Here is a 16975-nt window from a genome sequence, read left to right as displayed (position 1 = left end):
GTGGGGCATATATGAATAATCCAATCTTAGCACATCGCATCAAAAAAACAGAATATTCACAAACACTAAAACAGCATGAAGAAAATACAGCAGCTTTATGCCAAGTTTTTTTAACCACTTGTGAACTTGATAAAATTGGCTATTTAAGCGGAATACTGCATGATTTAGGAAAAGCTAAATCCTCTTTTCAAGCATATTTAATGAAAGATGAAGACACAAATGAAAAAATAAATCATGCTTTTGCAGGTGCTATTTATCTATATGATCATTTCTATAATTTGAAGAATACTAATGAAGTTATACAAAAATGCTTTATAGAATCCGTAAGTTTAATCATATTATCCCATCATTCAAAACTTTATGATATGTATAATCCGGATAAAGAAATGCCTTTTCATTCAAAAATAATGACAAAGAAAGAAATATTAGATTATGAAGAAAGCGTAAATACCTTTTTCAGCATATTTGATAAAAGGTATTTGCAAACACTCATTCAAGAGGCTGTACAACAATATCAAACACTCTTTTTACGCATGAAAGAACATGTAATAAAATTAAAACCATTCTTAGAAGAGCAAGGTTGTAAAAAGAAAAATGGAACACTTTTGTATTTTCAATTAGGATTGCAAACGCGCTTATTACAAAGTGCATTACGAGATGCAGATTGCTATGATACATATTTATTCATGAATCATCCTACTTTATCTTATAATGTACTTCAACCTCCCTATTTTGAAAAGAACCGCCTGCATATCTGGGAAACATTAGAAGAAAAACTAAATGCACATCTTTTAACTCTTCAACAAGGAAACAAGCAAACAGAAATCAATCAGTTACGAAATCAAATATCTCTAGAATGTTATCAGGCCGGAGAAAAAAAGCAAGGAATTTACACACTGGCTGCTCCTACTGGTTCTGGAAAAACGTTAGCAAGTTTACGATTTGCATTAGCACATGCAAAAAAACATAAACATATTCGTCATATTTACTATGTAATACCTTATTTGTCAATATTGACGCAAAATGCAGCTAACCTAAGAGATGTATTGGACGAAAAGGATGAAGCCATCATCTTAGAGCACTATTCTAGTCTTGTTATTGATGATGAACAGCATCAACTATTCACAGAACGTTGGGATCATGCGGTAATCATCACAAGTTATGTGCAAGTATTAAATGCACTTTTCCATGGGTCAAAACAAAATATTCGCAGAATGCATCAATTGACAGATGCGATTTTGATATTCGATGAAATTCAATCATTACCACTGTCTTGTAAGAATATGTTTCAAACAGCTATTGACTATTTAACAGAATTTTGTGGGTCTACTGTTTTATTGTGTTCTGCTACACAGCCATTTCCTCCAAATAAATTAAACGCTATTCCTCCTTATGAAGAAATACTTTCTCATTTAAAAATATATAATGAAGCTTTTCAACGTGTCCGCTATGAAGATAAGACACAGTGTATAATGCACACAGATGAATTAGTGAAGGCCATTAGCGAGGATATACAATTACGCCAATCAGCTCTAATCATCCTAAACCAAAAGAAAAGAGCTTATGATGTTTACCAAGAACTTAAAACTCTTTTAGATAAAGATTATAAAATATTCTTCTTGGCAAATACAATGTGTGCACAGCATAAAGAAGATATGATTAAAGAGATGACTGCAGCTTTACAGAAAGATACGAAAGTCATTTGTGTCAGCACATCTTTGATTGAGGCAGGTGTGGATCTAAGTTTTGAAACTGTGTGGCGTGCTTGTACAGGTTTAGACAGTATTATTCAAGCAGCTGGACGCTGTAATCGAAATCGTGAATATGAAGAAGGGATTACGTATATTTTTTCTGATGCTGATGAAAATTTATCAAGACTATCAGAAATTGCCAGAGCAAAAGCAATGACCCTTCGAGTATTGAAAAAATTCAGAGATGATCCACTTCAATATGATAATAATATCGCATCACAAAAGACATTGCATTGCTATTATAAATATTACTATGAAAACCTTTCTGCTTATAAGAGCGAATCAGCCATCGAAACAGATTATATTAAAAAAGTTGGACAAGTGACTTACAATCTATATGATTTATTGTCAGAAAATGAACAAAGTATAAAGCAATTTAGTAATGATAAGGAAAAACAATGTGTTATGCGGCAAGCTTTTCGTAAAGCTGGTGATTTATTTGAAGTAATACCTAATGCAACAACAACGGTAATCGTACCATATGGTAAAGGTGAAGACATCATCACAGAATTATGTGCGGATATAAAAGATTATAATCGCATTGATATGTTATTAAAACAAGCACAGCGTTATAGCATTGAAGTATACACACAAGGGAATTACTATCAAGATTGCTTTATAACTATAAAAGACTTGGGGGTGATGATACTGAATGATGGTTATTATGATGAAACATGTGGTTTTCACATGATGGCGCAAAAAGATGGTTATTTTCTATGAAGAAAGGAGTGATGAAATATGAAAGAAAATAAAATTCAATTTAAAGTGCAGGGACGATATGCATTATTTACGGATCCTATCACACGTATGGGCGGAGAAAAGATGTCATATCAAATTCCAACCTATGGTGCTTTACGAGGTATTGTAGAAGCAATATATTGGAAGCCAACTATCGAATGGATTATCGATAAGTGTCGTGTGATGAAACAAATTCAAACAGAAGCAAAAGGAATGCGGCCTTTGGTTTATGATGGTGCCATCAGCAAATCGCAAGGGAATTCGCTATCCCTTTACACCTATTTGTATGATGTAGAGTATCAGATTGAAGCACATTTTGTATGGAATGAAAATCGTCCCGATTTGAAACAAGATCGCAACGAAGATAAACATTATCAAATTGCTAAACGTATGCTGGAAAAAGGTGGCAAGCGTGATGTATTTCTTGGTACCAGAGAATGTGTTGCAGAAGTAAAACCATGCATATTTGGAGAAGGAAGCTCAGCTTACGATGATGTTGCGGCCATGACGTTTGGCTTAATGTTTCATAGTTATCAATATCCGGAGCAAAGTGCGGATGAGAAATTAAGAGCGCTGTTCTTCTATCCACAGATGAAGCATGGCATTATTGAATTCCCGCAACAACAGGATTGTCCTATTCAAAATGATTTGCGTGTTATGAAAGAAGAAAAGCTGTTCATTCCCGGTCAGAATTTTTCCTTCTTAAAGGATGGTGATGAGGTATGAGCTGGGCGGTAAAGCTATGTGAAACTTATGATAATTGTTTGGATAAGGTAGGAATTGCCGATAATAATCATCGGATATTATTACCAATTGGTTATACAACCGTAAGTGCACATATCGAATGTACGTTGTTTCATGATGGCAGTATACAAGCAGAACTTATTCAGAAAGCGGATGCGAAAACAATGATACCAAGTACCATCGATTCTTCATGTCGTTCGGGTAAGGATGCCAACAAGGTTCCCCACCCACTGTTTGATAAGCTTTATTTCATGGCAAAAAATCTTGCACAATATTCGGATGAAAAAAAGCTTTATGATAGCCATGCGATTTATATGCAACAACTGCAGGCATGGATCCAATCGGCACAAGGAAAACCGGGAACATTACTTTTAGAAACGCTTTATACATATTTGGATAAAGGAACATTGTTGCATGATCTTGTAGAGCAAGGCATTCTGATTGTTGATGAGAATGGAAGACTTAGCAAAAAACGTATGATTGACACAGATAGCATTGATATCTTCAATTTAGTAACAGAACAGAGCAGTGCAGTACTTCGTTTTATTGTAGAGGATGAAGATGAGCACTTTCATAAACTATGGATGGAAGCAGATTTAATAAAGTCTTTTTCTGCATACTATGAACCGATGATTGAAAAAAAAGGGCTTTGCTATATTAGTGGGGAAAATACCTCACTATCTACAAAACATCCTAATAAGATACGCAATGTTGCTGATAAAGCGAAATTGATATCATCAAATGATACAACCAATTTCACTTACTTAGGACTATTAACTGATAGTGCACAATGTGCAGGTATTGGCTATGAAGCATCCCAGAAAATACATAATGCCTTGAAATGGCTGATTGAACGTCAAGGAAAGCTATATGGTTCTGGTGAATTAGCCATCGTTGCATGGGGATTAAGAAAAGTTGAGCTTATCAACCCACTAGACAATATCTTTGATTTTGATGATGGAAATGAGATTAAAATAGATATACAGGAAGATTATGCGTTTGCATTAAATAAAGCATTATCAGGATACTATACCAAAAGATTTCAAGATCCAGATGAAGATGTTGTCATTATGGCTTTAGATTCTGCCACTACAGGAAGACTTTCAATTTCGTATTACAGTGAATTAAAAGGCTCTGCTTTCTTACAACGTATAGGCAAGTGGTATGCATCCTGTGCATGGCAAAATGTTATTCGTTTTGAAAAACATATGGATGCAAAAGGGAAAGAAATCTACCAACGTATACGTTACACCGGCACGCCTTCGATTAAGAGTATTATCCATTGCGCATATGGTAATAGCGTTAAAAAAGAAATAGAAAAAGCAACAACAAAGGAATTATTAAGCTGTATCATGGATGGACGTAAACTGCCTTATGCATTAGTGGATCATATTTGCCAACGCTTATATAAACCCTATACTATGTCAAGTGGAGAATATGATGCTGATTTACATATCGGTTGTGCTGTTATAAGAAAATATCTGAATGATATAGCGTCAGAAAAGGAGGCCTGGATCATGGGACTAGATAAACAAAAAAAGGATATTAGTTATTTATGGGGACGCTTACTTGCTTATGCGCAAGAAGTAGAAAAAGAAGCTTTAGAAACTATGGGCGTAAGAGATAGAGAAACTAATGCGGAACGCTATATGCGACGCTTTCAGCTAAGACCTTTAGAAACTTGGGAACAACTTTATCTAAGATTACAACCTTACCAGGTAAGGTTAAGAAAGAATAAAAATTATCGTTTTAAAGTCTTGAACAAAGAAATGAATGAACTGGCTAACACACTACTGAATGAAGAGAAATATCAGTTGGATGGTGCATTAGACAAATGTTTTATTTTAAGCTATTGCGCACAGCTTGATGAATTGCGATATAAAACAAATAAACAAGAAGAAAGCGAGGATAAATAATATGAGTACCTTAAAAAACAAGATTGATTTTGCAGTAGTATTTTCTGTTCGCTATGCGAATCCTAATGGTGATCCATTAAATGGAAACCGTCCAAGAACGACCTTAGATGGGTATGGAGAAGTATCTGATGTTTGTATTAAAAGAAAAATCAGAAATCGTATGCAAGATATGGGATACGATATTTTTGTACAATCTGAAGATAGAGCAACAGATGGATATGATAGTTTAAAAGAAAGAGCCGATAATAATGAGCAAGTCGTAGCTGCAAAGAAAGCTAAGAATAGAGGACTTTATGCAGAAGCTGCATGTAAATCATGGCTAGATGTACGAAGTTTTGGGCAAGTATTTGCCTTTAAAGAAAAAGGTTCAACAGCTGGCGTCAGTGTCAGTGTTAGAGGTCCAGTATCTGTACAATCAGCATATAGCATTGAACCGGCGGAAGTATCTGAATTGCAGATTACAAAGAGCGTAAATGGTGAAAGTGGTGATAAGAAAAGCTCAGACACCATGGGGACAAAGCATCGTGTAGATTTTGGTATTTATGTATTTAAGGGAAGTATTAATTGTCAATTAGCAGAAAAGACAGGCTTTAGCGAAGAAGATGCTGAGGTTATTAAGGAGGCACTGCGTACATTATTTGAAAATGATTGTTCTGCTGCACGTCCTGATGGTAGTATGGAAGTGCTAAAGATGTTTTGGTGGAAGCATAATTGTGCAAATGGCCAATATTCATCTGCAAAGGTTCATCGTACTTTAAAGATAGATGTCAAGAAAAGCATGTCTTCTGATATAAATGATTATGAAATTTATACGGAAGATTATCCTGATTTAAAACCTGAAACTTATGAATAAATGGGAAGATGTAGATTTCCTTGATATAGCAGGTATTCAGCACTTTTCCTTTTGTCGTAGACAGTGGGCATTAATACACATTGAAAAAGAGTGGGAAGATAACGATTTAACAGTTTTAGGATCGATAGTTCATGAACATGCCCACGATGGATCATTTACTGAAAAAAGAGGAGATATCTTAATCACAAGAAGTTTAGAAGTGCACTCTTATGCATTAAAAGCACATGGATTTTGTGATGTGGTGGAATTTCATAAAGATAAGCAAGGGGTAAAATTATTCAATAGGGAAGGCACATGGAAACCTTATCCTGTGGAATATAAAAAAGGAAAACCTAAAACAACTGAAATGGATCGTTTGCAATTATGTACACAGGCAATCGCTTTAGAAGAAATGTTTGATTGCAATATTGACAAAGGATATTTGTTTTATCATGAAATTGCTAGGAGAGAAGAAGTGGAGTTTTCAGAAGCATTACGGAAACAAGTAGAAAGCGCATTTCAAGAGATGCATGCATATTATGAAAAATCTTATACACCTAAAGTAAAACCTTCAGCAAAATGCAAACGATGTTCCTTACAAAACATTTGTCTGCCTGAGATAGCTAATAAAGAATCAGTGAATACCTACATCAAGAGAAAATTGCATGAGGAAGCAGAAGATGAAAAAATTAAATAATATTTTATATATTACGTCACCAGATGCCTATTTATCGCTAGATGGTGAAACGGTAAAGATACAAATAGGTGATGATAAAGAAAAACGTATACCTTTTCATAATTTAGAAGGAATTATCACTTTTGGTTATGCAGGGGCAAGCCCAGGCTTAATGCACGCTTGTGCTCAAAGAAATATTGCATTGACTTTTTTGAGTTCACATGGACGCTTTTTAGCTAGAGTAAATGGTGAGCAATACGGTAATGTGGTATTGCGAAAAAAACAATATCGGATATCTGATTCAGAGATGGAAAGTCTTGCCATCGCGAAAAATATGTTGATAGGAAAGATATATAATGCAAAGTGGGTATTAGCTAGGGTAGTGCGTGATCACGCGATGCGTGTGGATGTTAATGCTATTAAAAATGCTGCTTCCATCATGCAGGAATGTTTGTGCGATTTACAAAGTGCAAATGATCATAAAATGTTATTGGGCTTTGAAGGAAAAGCTGCTGTTGCCTATTTTGGTGTATTAGATGAACTCATATTACAGCAAAAAGATGTATTTTTCTTTCATGGCAGAAATAAAAGACCGCCAGAAGATAACGTAAATGCATTACTCTCTTTTGGTTATACATTGTTATCTCATGATTGTGCTTCCGCATGTGAAAGTGTTGGGTTAGATGCTTATGTTGGTTTTTTACATCAAGATCGACCTGGCAGAATTTCATTAGCCTTAGATCTTATGGAAGAATTAAGAGCTATCATGGTAGACAGATTCGTTATAACACTTATAAATAAGAAAATTTTAACAAGTGCTCATTTTATAAAGAAAGAAAATAATGCTGTTCTTTTAAATAAAGAAGGTAGACGAATATTTCTGGCAACTTGGCAAAACAAGAAAAACGAACAGATTACACATCCTTATCTAAAAGAAAAAATTGAATGGGGTATGGTGCCTTTTGTACAAGCACAATTATTAGCTCGGTACTTAAGAGGTGATTTAGATGAATATGCACCATTTTTGTGGAAGTGATGATTATGATGGTATTAATAACATATGATGTGAATACAGAGGATAAAGCTGGAAGAAAACGTTTAAGGAAGGTAGCTAAGCATTGTTTGAATTATGGATTGCGAGTACAGAATTCAGTGTTTGAATGCAATGTGAATCAAAAAGAATATGTTGAATTGCAGCATATATTATCTAATGAAATCGATGAAAGTAAAGACAGCCTACGATTCTATCTTTTAGGGAATAATTATAAAAATAAGATTATTCATATAGGAGCAAAACCATCATTCGTTGTTACGGAACCTTTGATTTTTTAAATGTTGGTGCGAATGTAAAGCTAACATAAATTTCTTAGGACATTCGCACCTATTTTTGATTATTTTAATTGGGTTTTTATGCTTTTATTTGATAGAAATTCAATTTTAATGTTAATTTAATGCAAATGTTGTTACTAATGTCAAGATTAAAAGCAATATTTGCTGTCGTACCTCTTGTGAGGTACGTGAGTTGAAATTATCAAAAAATGAAAGGAATATGATATTTTTGTGGTCGTACCTCTTGTGAGGTACGTGAGTTGAAATTATTGCTAAATTATTCAACGTAACAGGTACAAGTGTCGTACCTCTTGTGAGGTACGTGAGTTGAAATAATAAAGGTGGATAATGATTGCTTAATCGTTTTGTCGTACCTCTTGTGAGGTACGTGAGTTGAAATTGTGATTTCTCTTTTTCTTTTAGTGATTTAATATGTCGTACCTCTTGTGAGGTACGTGAGTTGAAATATAGGAAATTTGTTTATTGCAGTTGTGAACTTCGCGTCGTACCTCTTGTGAGGTACGTGAGTTGAAATGAGCCCTTTTACTAAAACAGCTGGTACACTGTAGTCGTACCTCTTGTGAGGTACGTGAGTTGAAATAATTTTATAGGAATTGAAATAAATGAAAAGTTTGTCGTACCTCTTGTGAGGTACGTGAGTTGAAATTTTTATTTGTATGTGACCATTTATCAGATCCTTTGTCGTACCTCTTGTGAGGTACGTGAGTTGAAATTGATTTAGCTGGTGCGGTTTCAGGATGGCGAAATGTCGTACCTCTTGTGAGGTACGTGAGTTGAAATAATCATATATGATGCCCTTGCCCCAGCCGCTTTGGGTCGTACCTCTTGTGAGGTACGTGAGTTGAAATTTTATCAAAGAATTTTAGTTTCTGATCAACTGTAGTCGTACCTCTTGTGAGGTACGTGAGTTGAAATTGCTAACGTATCTAGTGTTTCTGGTGCGGAGTTGTCGTACCTCTTGTGAGGTACGTGAGTTGAAATTTTTAATGCTTTTGGAACTTTTGAATACTCTAGGTCGTACCTCTTGTGAGGTACGTGAGTTGAAATATATTTTCATATGCTCTTAAAATGGATTATGTTGTCGTACCTCTTGTGAGGTACGTGAGTTGAAATATTCAAGAGTGCTCTCTGTGATCTTGCAAAAGAGGTCGTACCTCTTGTGAGGTACGTGAGTTGAAATATCCTTAAATTCATCAGCGAAATCGACTTCTCCGTCGTACCTCTTGTGAGGTACGTGAGTTGAAATAAAAAACAAATGCTATTGCTGGTGTAGGTGCAACGTCGTACCTCTTGTGAGGTACGTGAGTTGAAATTTTCACATAACCATCTTCGATAATGATGCTGCAGTCGTACCTCTTGTGAGGTACGTGAGTTGAAATATCAACCTCCATCATTTTATAAGGGCAATATCTCGTCGTACCTCTTGTGAGGTACGTGAGTTGAAATATAAGTAGGAGCTTCATATCGTCCTCTGATGCTCCGTCGTACCTCTTGTGAGGTACGTGAGTTGAAATTTGTCTGTTTTGGCCGCTTTCGGTTTTGCTTCTGTCGTACCTCTTGTGAGGTACGTGAGTTGAAATTTTTTTAATATTTGAGCTAGCATGATTAATCTTTGTCGTACCTCTTGTGAGGTACGTGAGTTGAAATATAGGAAATTTGTTTATTGCAGTTGTGAACTTCGCGTCGTACCTCTTGTGAGGTACGTGAGTTGAAATGGATATAGTACAACTAATAGAACGTTTAGCAGAGGTCGTACCTCTTGTGAGGTACGTGAGTTGAAATAATAGTTAATGTCTTCTTTTCTTTGACAACATCACCGTCGTACCTCTTGTGAGTACGTGAGTTGAAATTTTTACAGAGGCACCAGCACCAATTGTGTAGGAGTCATACCTCTTGTGAGGTACGTGAGTTGAAATCGGAGATGATATGGGATGTACATCATTGTATGCGTCGTACCTCTTGTGAGGTACGTGAGTTGAAATGTTCGTGGAAATGATGATTTTTTCAGGATGATGGTCGTACCTCTTGTGAGGTACGTGAGTTGAAATCAGTCATATATGTAAAGTGCATATTGAGTCCAAAGTCGTACCTCTTGTGAGGTACGTGAGTTGAAATGTCCAAGTGATAACTTATTTGTTACCTTTGACGGTCGTACCTCTTGTGAGGTACGTGAGTTGAAATTCTTTCGACGGACACCATCGAGGTGATGTCTTGGTCGTACCTCTTGTTAGGTACGTGAGTTGAATTTGTTGATTTTAGATGAAAAATTGTTGAGGATAATCGGTCGTACCTCTTACGAGAAATTCAGATATCTATATGTAAGTATTTACAAATAAAAAAGGCAAACCCACTTTGGATTTACCTTCCATAATAACGTATTATTCTGCCTTTTCTGTAACATCCTTCATCTTCTGTAAACCAAAGATAATAAGTCCACCAACTACAAACCATAAAATATCAAAGGAACTAAAACTCAATGGTGCTTTTGGTGTTGACAATGTTTGTGGTCCCATGATGATGGCATAAAAAGAACCAATCATCATACCAATTATTAGAAATATCATAATCGAACGATGTTTATCTAAAGCCCATTTGATAACCCGCACTACTGAAACAATTCCCGCTAAGATCCCCAATGCAAAGACAATCAGGATTGGCAGATAATCTAAGTTAAAGCTAATCACCGCTTTAACAGCACTGATAATAGGAACATAGAGTCCAAAAATCAATAATAAGGTAGAACCACTAATACCAGGCAACACCATTGCCGAAATAGCAAACATCGCTGCAACAAATACATATAAAATTAAAGATATATTTAAACTGCTTAGATCCACTGTACTACCTTGCCCAGCAATCGGATTAAAATATGTAATCAATGCGACAATGGCAATACCGATAATACCGGCAATAATACTACTGGCATTAAACTTCATATTTGCTCTTTCCTCTTTAACAACAATCGGAATGGCAAAAAGGATAAAGCCCATAAACAGAGAACTAATTTTATAAATTTGAGCATCAAAGATACTCGCAAGAATACTGACTGCCATTAAGAAACCAACGACCCAGCCAACCATAATTTTAATTAAGAAGATGATTGCTTCTTTTTTTTCTTGCATAGAACCTGCAACTAATGCATCTAAAGAACCAATAAATTTATCATAAAAACCTAGCAGGAAAGCTACGGTACCTCCTGATACGCCAGGAACACTGTCTGCCAATGCCATACAAAAACCACGAATGAAATTTAAAATCATATTACTATAACCGCCTTTCATGACCTTTATTATACAGGAAAGTCATCAAAAACCAATCGTTAAATGTAAAATTTCTGTTAAAAAAGCATATGTGTGATGTACATATGCTAATTCTTTGATAAATTTTCTCAACCATTCAGCTTTAAAATCTAAAGCCTATGGCAAAGGATTTTGTGCAGCTACATAAAGGGAATACCATTCTTCACGCGTCAATACGATATCACTTGCATCGATGATATCTTTGATATGTGAGGTATTGCATGAACCAAGTACCACCTGCATATTCGCAGGATGACGTAGTAACCAGGCAATTGCAATACCTGCCTTTGTTGTATGATAATGATCTACTAATTCCTGTAACCGCTGATTCACTTCTGGAAATTTTGGATTATCAAGATAATTGCCTTCAAACATCCCATATAAGAAAGGTGACCAACATTGCATGGTAATCGCATGCAAACGACAGTAATCCAAGGTCATAGCGCCTCGTTCAATACCATGAGAGTCAAATGTATTTACATTCAAACCAGCGTCGATCATCGGGGTATGCAGAAGGCTCATCTGCATCTGATTAATTTCAAGTGGCTGTTGCAGCGCCGTTTTTAATAGTTCAATTTGATAAGGATTATGATTGCTAACGCCGAAATGACGTACTTTCCCGCTGCTGTATAACGCATCAAAGGCATCAGCAACTTCTTTAGGTTCCATTAACGCATCAGGACGATGCAATAACAAATAATCTAAATATCCACACTGTAGACGCTCTAAGCTCTTATTCACACATTCGATGATATAGTCCTTAGAAAAATCATAGTGATTGGTTTCACTGCGGTGAATACCACATTTGCTTTGGATAAACATCTTATCACGCAAGGCAGGCTGTTTTTTCAGCACATTCCCAAAAATAGTTTCACAAACACCTTCTCCACCATAGATGTCAGCATGGTCAAAAAAGTTTATCCCATGTTCAAGATCAAAATGTAGTAAAGCATCCACCTGTGTTTCACTTAGATTGGATATGCGCATACAACCTTGCATAAGGGAAGGAACCCGCTGTCCGCGAATCGTTACTTCTTTCATTCTTTTTTTCTTACATGCTGCTGTTCTTAAACAGTGGCATGTATTCTCCTTTCCGGTAAAGAATCAACACTTCGATGTGTTTATATCCTTATTTACCTCGTGCTTTCATTATAACAGTCTGATGAAAAAAGAACATGTATTTTTCTGCATTCTTACATGCAGTCTAGGCAACTATACCAGACCATTTCACTCACTTTACATACGATAAGAAAGAAAAGAGGGAAAATTATGGCGATTAAAATTTTTATTGATCAAGGACATAACATAGGGAACGTCAATGCAGGAGCAAGTGGAAATGGAGTTGTGGAAGCTGAGGTAACCTATTGGGTCGGGATTTATCTGGCTGCTTTGTTATTTGCCGATTCCAATTTTGATGTTCGTGTATCTAGACGTACCTTAGATACAGTGGTAGGAACCGATCAGAGTTCCTCCTTACGTGCGCGTGTCGATATGGCCAATGATTGGCCGGCAGATTATTTTATCAGTATCCATGTGAATTCTAATCCCAATCCAGCTATCAATGGAACAGAGGTATATGTATATTCATTAGAATCTACAGCAGCTGAATTGGCTCATGAAGAATTGGATTCCATTGTTGCATTTGTTGGCACAAAGGATAATCTGGTAAGAGCAAATCCTTCATTATATGTATTGCGTAGAACAGCCATGCCAGCGATCTTGGTAGAACTGGCATACCTTAGCAATCCTCAGGATGCGGTGAAACTTAAAAATGAACAGTTCCGTTTTGCCTTTGCCATGTATATCGGTTTGTTGAATTACTTTAATTTACCATATGAATTATAGAATCATCCACATCCTTATTTAAAGCTACCTAAAGGATAAATATAAAAGTAACTTGCGAAATGAAGCCTAGTATGATTTGTAAGGAAGAATTTTAACTTACCATCATCCCATTAGGAACCCCATGTGTTAAATTCAGCTATTCTAAAACACCGAGTGCTTTGTCATGAGGATCGTTTCCAAAAACATCGTTTATATTATGTCATGAGTCTTGATATGCAACTATAACATAGAGCCATCTGCATAGGTAAGAAAAAAGTGTAGAAATGTTTGGTTAATCAGCAAGGTGGGTATCGTCTAAAGGGTAAATTTAGATGTATAGAAGAAAAAAAACAGGGAAAGATGCAGATGAAGATATAACGAAAAGACTGTAAGAGGTTACACTTGGAAAGTAGTAAAAAAGCAGAAAAATAGATGGAAAATGTTAGATATTTAAGGGATTATACGTTATAATGTTTTACTGTAAGAATTTGAAAAGGTGAGTGTATGACAGAAGTAGAATTTTTAGAAGAATATGATCTAAAACTGGATGAACAACAAGTAGCTTTATTGACGTTGCAGCAACATCCAATGCTTGTGAAAGGTAAATCAGGGAGTGGTAAAACATTCCTTTTCTTGAGCCGTATTGCTTACCTATTGAAGAGTGAGATGGCGCAAAAGGAAGAAATGCTGAATATTGTTTATGATAAACGTATGGCAAAAGAGATGACGAAACAGTATCGCTTTTATTTTGGGGATGATGGTGAAATACCATCTTTTGTGGATATCTATAGTTTTGCTTATGCGCTGATTCGTCGTCATTGCGAAGCAACAGGAAGATTGTTACCTAAGGCTTATCGTGATATGAGCAGTGTGATACGTCGTTTATGTAAGGATATGTTTGCCATTACCTTAACAAAGGAACAATGCAGCGAAGTAATGGGGAAGATCAGTGAATGTCGCAATTTGATGATGCCGGAAAAACAGATAGCAGAAATCATGATAGCGGATAGGAAGAACCTTGATTTTCTTGCGTTATACAAAGAATATGCAAAGTTCAAGGATAAAAAAGATATTTATGATTATGATGATATTTTAGCCGTTGCTACGGAGATTTTAGTAAAAGATACGGTGCTATTAGAAGATGTGAAAAAGCATTGTCACTTTGTTCACGTGGACGATGCTCAGGAACTGAGTTTTCTTGCGCATATGTTACTAAAGATGGTTTCATCTTCAACACATGAGTTATTCTTATGTGCCGATATGGATGTTTCCATTGCCCAGCATAGAGCTGCTTATCCACAGGCTTTAGATGCCTTTACACAGACCTATACCAATGGGGAAATCTTAACCAGAAATGGTAATTATCGTAATAATGCGACAATTACAGATGCCTGCAATCGTTTTTATTATAAAGATAAAGAAGGTCTGCAAAGTATCTCACAGGAAACATGTGAATTAAAGTTCAAAGGTTTTGCGGATTTATCTAAATTATATGCCTATGCCTTGAAAAAGGTAGAAGACGAAGAGGAAACGGCTTTCTTATACCACGATTTTGCAATGGCAGTACCTTTGATTGAATTATTTAAAGAAAAAGGTATTTCATTCAGTTATCAGGGCAATATGAAGCATTTCTTACAAGATAAGTTTGTTAGAGATATGTGGAACTTTATTGAACTTTTAATAGATCCTAGAGATATGCGAGCTTTTTATGAGGTATATGAAGCCATGGGATTGGATATCTCGAAACGTGTTTTATTAGAAGTCAGTGAACGTTTAAAAGCAGATGAAGCGGTAGATGTATATCAGGCACTTATGGAAAGCAGCTATAAACAAGCAGGTAAGAAGAAATTAGCTTCTTTAATGGAACGGATTCGCATGGCTGAAAATAAATCTACTTTGGATATGGTCATCTTTATTAAAGAGAAAATGGGATATAACGAAACCTTACGCAAAGAAGGAATCGCAATGAATGCTCCTGTTATTTTAGCTTTTGAGATACTGGCACAGCGATATGAAGATCCGGATGAATTCCTATATCATTTAGGTGCATTAAAAGATTATCAGGCAGATCCTATCAGTCGTATTACGATTTGCTCTTTAGCGGATGCAAAAGGTTATGAATACGATCGTGTATGCATTTTAGATTGTATTCGTGGGATTCTTCCTCAAAAAGAAGATAGTCAGAAAGAGCGAATGTTGTTTTATCATGGGATGACAAGAGCGAAGCATGAACTGGAGTTTTTGGCCAGCAAGCGTTGTACGACACATCGTTTGGAAATATCTCCTTATCTGTATGAACTACATGAAAAGATGGAAGAAGAAAAAAGGAATGAAACAGCGACAGTTGCAACACCTACTGCTAAAAAACTGCGACCGACTTCTCTTAAACGAGGGATGATGATTCGTCATGTGCAGCTTGGTGAAGGAAAAATCATGAAAATTGCGGATGGCATGATGCATGTGAAATTTACGGATGGTCTTAAGCAGATGAATATGAAGTTATGCATTGCGAATAAATTGATAGAGCTATGCTAATTTTATAGAGATGAAGAAGGTGTGTGTGTTCTCTGAAAATTAAGTTTTGCTTATGAAGGTGGGACACAGCTAAGTGATTAGGAGGATGGATATCCTAATTGGTTTAGGCAAAAGTCTTATAAATAGGTAAGAAGCAGGAAGTGATCCTATGGCGATTGAAAAGGTAAGGCTATTAGGAATTTACAGGGAACTCATCATTAAGTGATACCCTATAAGATAGACACGATAAAAAAACGTGCTAAGCTTATAGGGTTTTCTTATATTAAAAGAAAGGGATGATAAAAGAAGGGAACAACCAAGAGCAAATAGAAAAACTTGCTAAAGCTAACTATGTTAGAATCAAATGAAAAGCATGTGGTATTTACAGATGAAGTTAAGCCTTTGGTGTTATATAATTATAAGATGATGAAGATGACGAAAACTTTTAAAGGTGAAGAAAAAATTTGCAATGATCATAAAGAAGAAAAACCGTGTTATACTTAACATATATGAGGAGGAAAAGGGATGAAGGAGCAACATGTAATTTTTGATTTAGATGGTACGTTAATTGATAGCGAAGAGGCTGTGCTAAAAACGTGGCAGCAGACGTTACAAGCACAGGTGAATAGATATTTTACATTAGAAGCGTTACGTGTGGTTTTAGGCATTACCAGCAAAGCTGCTTTAGCGAAATTGCAAGTGGATGTAAAGGATGATTTTGAACAACATTGGATCAAGCAATATGAACGATTTGCAAAAGAAATGAAGTACTTTGATGGTATGGAAGATATGCTTTGGGAACTGACACAAAAAGGATGCACGTTAGGCATTGTCACTTCTCGCAGTAAGGAAGAATATGATCGATATTTTACTCCTTTCCAGTTCGATAAACGATTCTCAATCATACTATGTGCGGATGATACCGCAAAACATAAGCCTGATCCAGAACCACTTTATAAATATTTAGAAGTAAGTGGTGCCGATAAAGCTAATTGTCTTTATATTGGCGATATGTTAACCGATATACGCTGTGCAAAGGCTGCCGGTATGCGTAGTGGTTTCGCTAATTGGAAACAGTCGAATATAACCAGTGAGGCGGATTACATCTTTACCAATCCTAAAGATATTTTATTGTTATTTTAACTTATCGATTACTTTGTGAGATACGTGAGTTACAAATAAAGAAGGCTACCTTGATCGTATCTCTTGATCACTTATGAGTACTTTGCGAAGTGCTGATGCGTCTTATACGAGCATCCTCTTACAAAGGAAGGTCACAGATTCATTCATTGGTATGTACAAATTGTATGCACAAAAAAAGCCTTCTATAG

At 35.9% G+C, this 16975-nt stretch carries 12 protein-coding genes and 2 CRISPR repeat arrays; of the genes, 10 read left to right on the top strand and 2 right to left on the bottom strand.

The genetic code is table 11. The features are described 5' to 3' along the window. Positions 1-11: 11 nt before the first annotated feature. Genes cas3 through cas2 form a run of 7 tightly spaced genes read left to right on the top strand, consistent with a single transcriptional unit; the run spans position 12 to position 7989 of the window. Positions 12-2471 (top strand): CRISPR-associated helicase Cas3', encoded by a 2460-nt coding sequence (gene cas3, locus EDD61_RS02010; protein ID WP_132223610.1) that lies wholly within the window; start codon positions 12-14, stop codon positions 2469-2471. Positions 2472-2489: 18 nt separating this feature from the next. Continuing rightward, a complete protein-coding gene (gene cas5c / locus EDD61_RS02005; RefSeq protein WP_132223607.1) occupies positions 2490-3215 on the top strand; it encodes a type I-C CRISPR-associated protein Cas5c in 726 nt (241 codons plus the stop codon). Then, a complete protein-coding gene (gene cas8c / locus EDD61_RS02000) occupies positions 3212-5149 on the top strand; it encodes a type I-C CRISPR-associated protein Cas8c/Csd1 (protein WP_132223604.1) in 1938 nt (645 codons plus the stop codon). The genes cas5c and cas8c overlap by 4 nt, the downstream gene beginning before the upstream one ends. A gap of 1 nt (position 5150) precedes the next feature. Beyond that, positions 5151-6002 carry a type I-C CRISPR-associated protein Cas7/Csd2 gene (gene cas7c / locus EDD61_RS01995; RefSeq protein WP_020991121.1) on the top strand — a complete coding sequence of 284 codons (852 nt, stop codon included), beginning with the start codon at positions 5151-5153 and terminating at the stop codon, positions 6000-6002. Beyond that, positions 5995-6678: a CRISPR-associated protein Cas4 gene (gene cas4, locus EDD61_RS01990; RefSeq protein ID WP_132223601.1), complete on the top strand. Its 684-nt coding sequence runs from the start codon at positions 5995-5997 to the stop codon at positions 6676-6678. The genes cas7c and cas4 overlap by 8 nt, the downstream gene beginning before the upstream one ends. Beyond that, positions 6662-7693, top strand: coding sequence for a type I-C CRISPR-associated endonuclease Cas1c (gene cas1c / locus EDD61_RS01985; RefSeq protein ID WP_132223598.1), 1032 nt, complete (start codon positions 6662-6664; stop codon positions 7691-7693). Before cas4 ends, cas1c begins: the two co-directional genes overlap by 17 nt. A 5-nt stretch (positions 7694-7698) precedes the next feature. Next, positions 7699-7989: a CRISPR-associated endonuclease Cas2 gene (gene cas2 / locus EDD61_RS01980; protein ID WP_165877188.1), complete on the top strand. Its 291-nt coding sequence runs from the start codon at positions 7699-7701 to the stop codon at positions 7987-7989. A 164-nt stretch (positions 7990-8153) separates the two neighbouring features. Further along, positions 8154-9789: a CRISPR direct-repeat array (repeat unit 33 nt; unit sequence GTCGTACCTCTTGTGAGGTACGTGAGTTGAAAT). Positions 9790-9889: 100 nt separating this feature from the next. Beyond that, a CRISPR array of direct repeats spans positions 9890-10254; the repeat unit is 33 nt; unit sequence GTCGTACCTCTTGTGAGGTACGTGAGTTGAAAT. Between the two features lie 131 nt (positions 10255-10385). Here cas2 and EDD61_RS01975 read toward each other — a convergent pair. Both EDD61_RS01975 and EDD61_RS01970 read right to left on the bottom strand, forming a co-directional pair. Next, entirely contained in the window at positions 10386-11267 is an 882-nt protein-coding gene (locus tag EDD61_RS01975) for a DUF368 domain-containing protein (protein WP_008979460.1), read from the bottom strand. 156 nt (positions 11268-11423) lie between these two features. Beyond that, positions 11424-12347: an aldo/keto reductase gene (locus EDD61_RS01970; RefSeq protein ID WP_132223592.1), complete on the bottom strand. Its 924-nt coding sequence runs from the start codon at positions 12345-12347 to the stop codon at positions 11424-11426. Between the two features lie 228 nt (positions 12348-12575). Between EDD61_RS01970 and EDD61_RS01965 the strand changes: the two genes are divergently transcribed. The 3 genes from EDD61_RS01965 to EDD61_RS01955 all read left to right on the top strand — a co-directional run bounded on the left by EDD61_RS01965 (position 12576) and on the right by EDD61_RS01955 (position 16787). Next, positions 12576-13151 (top strand): N-acetylmuramoyl-L-alanine amidase family protein, encoded by a 576-nt coding sequence (locus EDD61_RS01965; protein ID WP_008687437.1) that lies wholly within the window; start codon positions 12576-12578, stop codon positions 13149-13151. 483 nt (positions 13152-13634) lie between these two features. After that, a complete protein-coding gene (locus tag EDD61_RS01960) occupies positions 13635-15665 on the top strand; it encodes a UvrD-helicase domain-containing protein (protein WP_132223589.1) in 2031 nt (676 codons plus the stop codon). Between the two features lie 504 nt (positions 15666-16169). Further along, positions 16170-16787: an HAD family hydrolase gene (locus EDD61_RS01955; RefSeq protein ID WP_119983558.1), complete on the top strand. Its 618-nt coding sequence runs from the start codon at positions 16170-16172 to the stop codon at positions 16785-16787. The last annotated feature ends 188 nt before the right edge of the window (positions 16788-16975 follow it).

This window comes from Longicatena caecimuris (assembly GCF_004341945.1).
In the GTDB taxonomy this organism is placed as follows: Bacteria; Bacillota_I; Bacilli_A; order Erysipelotrichales; family Erysipelotrichaceae; genus Longicatena; species Longicatena caecimuris.
This window is presented reverse-complemented; position numbering and strand designations above follow the sequence as displayed.

Bases quoted from the DNA above. Each gene is read 5' to 3' on its own strand.
- EDD61_RS01970 (WP_132223592.1), bottom strand. From the start codon at position 12,347: ATGAAAGAAGTAACGATTCGCGGACAGCGGGTTCCTTCCCTTATGCAA.
- EDD61_RS01955 (WP_119983558.1), top strand. From the start codon at position 16,170: ATGAAGGAGCAACATGTAATTTTTGATTTAGATGGTACGTTAATTGAT.
- cas2 (WP_165877188.1), top strand. From the start codon at position 7,699: ATGATGGTATTAATAACATATGATGTGAATACAGAGGATAAAGCTGGA.
- cas3 (WP_132223610.1), top strand. From the start codon at position 12: ATGAATAATCCAATCTTAGCACATCGCATCAAAAAAACAGAATATTCA.
- EDD61_RS01975 (WP_008979460.1), bottom strand. From the start codon at position 11,267: ATGATTTTAAATTTCATTCGTGGTTTTTGTATGGCATTGGCAGACAGT.
- cas5c (WP_132223607.1), top strand. From the start codon at position 2,490: ATGAAAGAAAATAAAATTCAATTTAAAGTGCAGGGACGATATGCATTA.
- cas1c (WP_132223598.1), top strand. From the start codon at position 6,662: ATGAAAAAATTAAATAATATTTTATATATTACGTCACCAGATGCCTAT.
- cas7c (WP_020991121.1), top strand. From the start codon at position 5,151: ATGAGTACCTTAAAAAACAAGATTGATTTTGCAGTAGTATTTTCTGTT.
- EDD61_RS01965 (WP_008687437.1), top strand. From the start codon at position 12,576: ATGGCGATTAAAATTTTTATTGATCAAGGACATAACATAGGGAACGTC.
- EDD61_RS01960 (WP_132223589.1), top strand. From the start codon at position 13,635: ATGACAGAAGTAGAATTTTTAGAAGAATATGATCTAAAACTGGATGAA.
- cas8c (WP_132223604.1), top strand. From the start codon at position 3,212: ATGAGCTGGGCGGTAAAGCTATGTGAAACTTATGATAATTGTTTGGAT.
- cas4 (WP_132223601.1), top strand. From the start codon at position 5,995: ATGAATAAATGGGAAGATGTAGATTTCCTTGATATAGCAGGTATTCAG.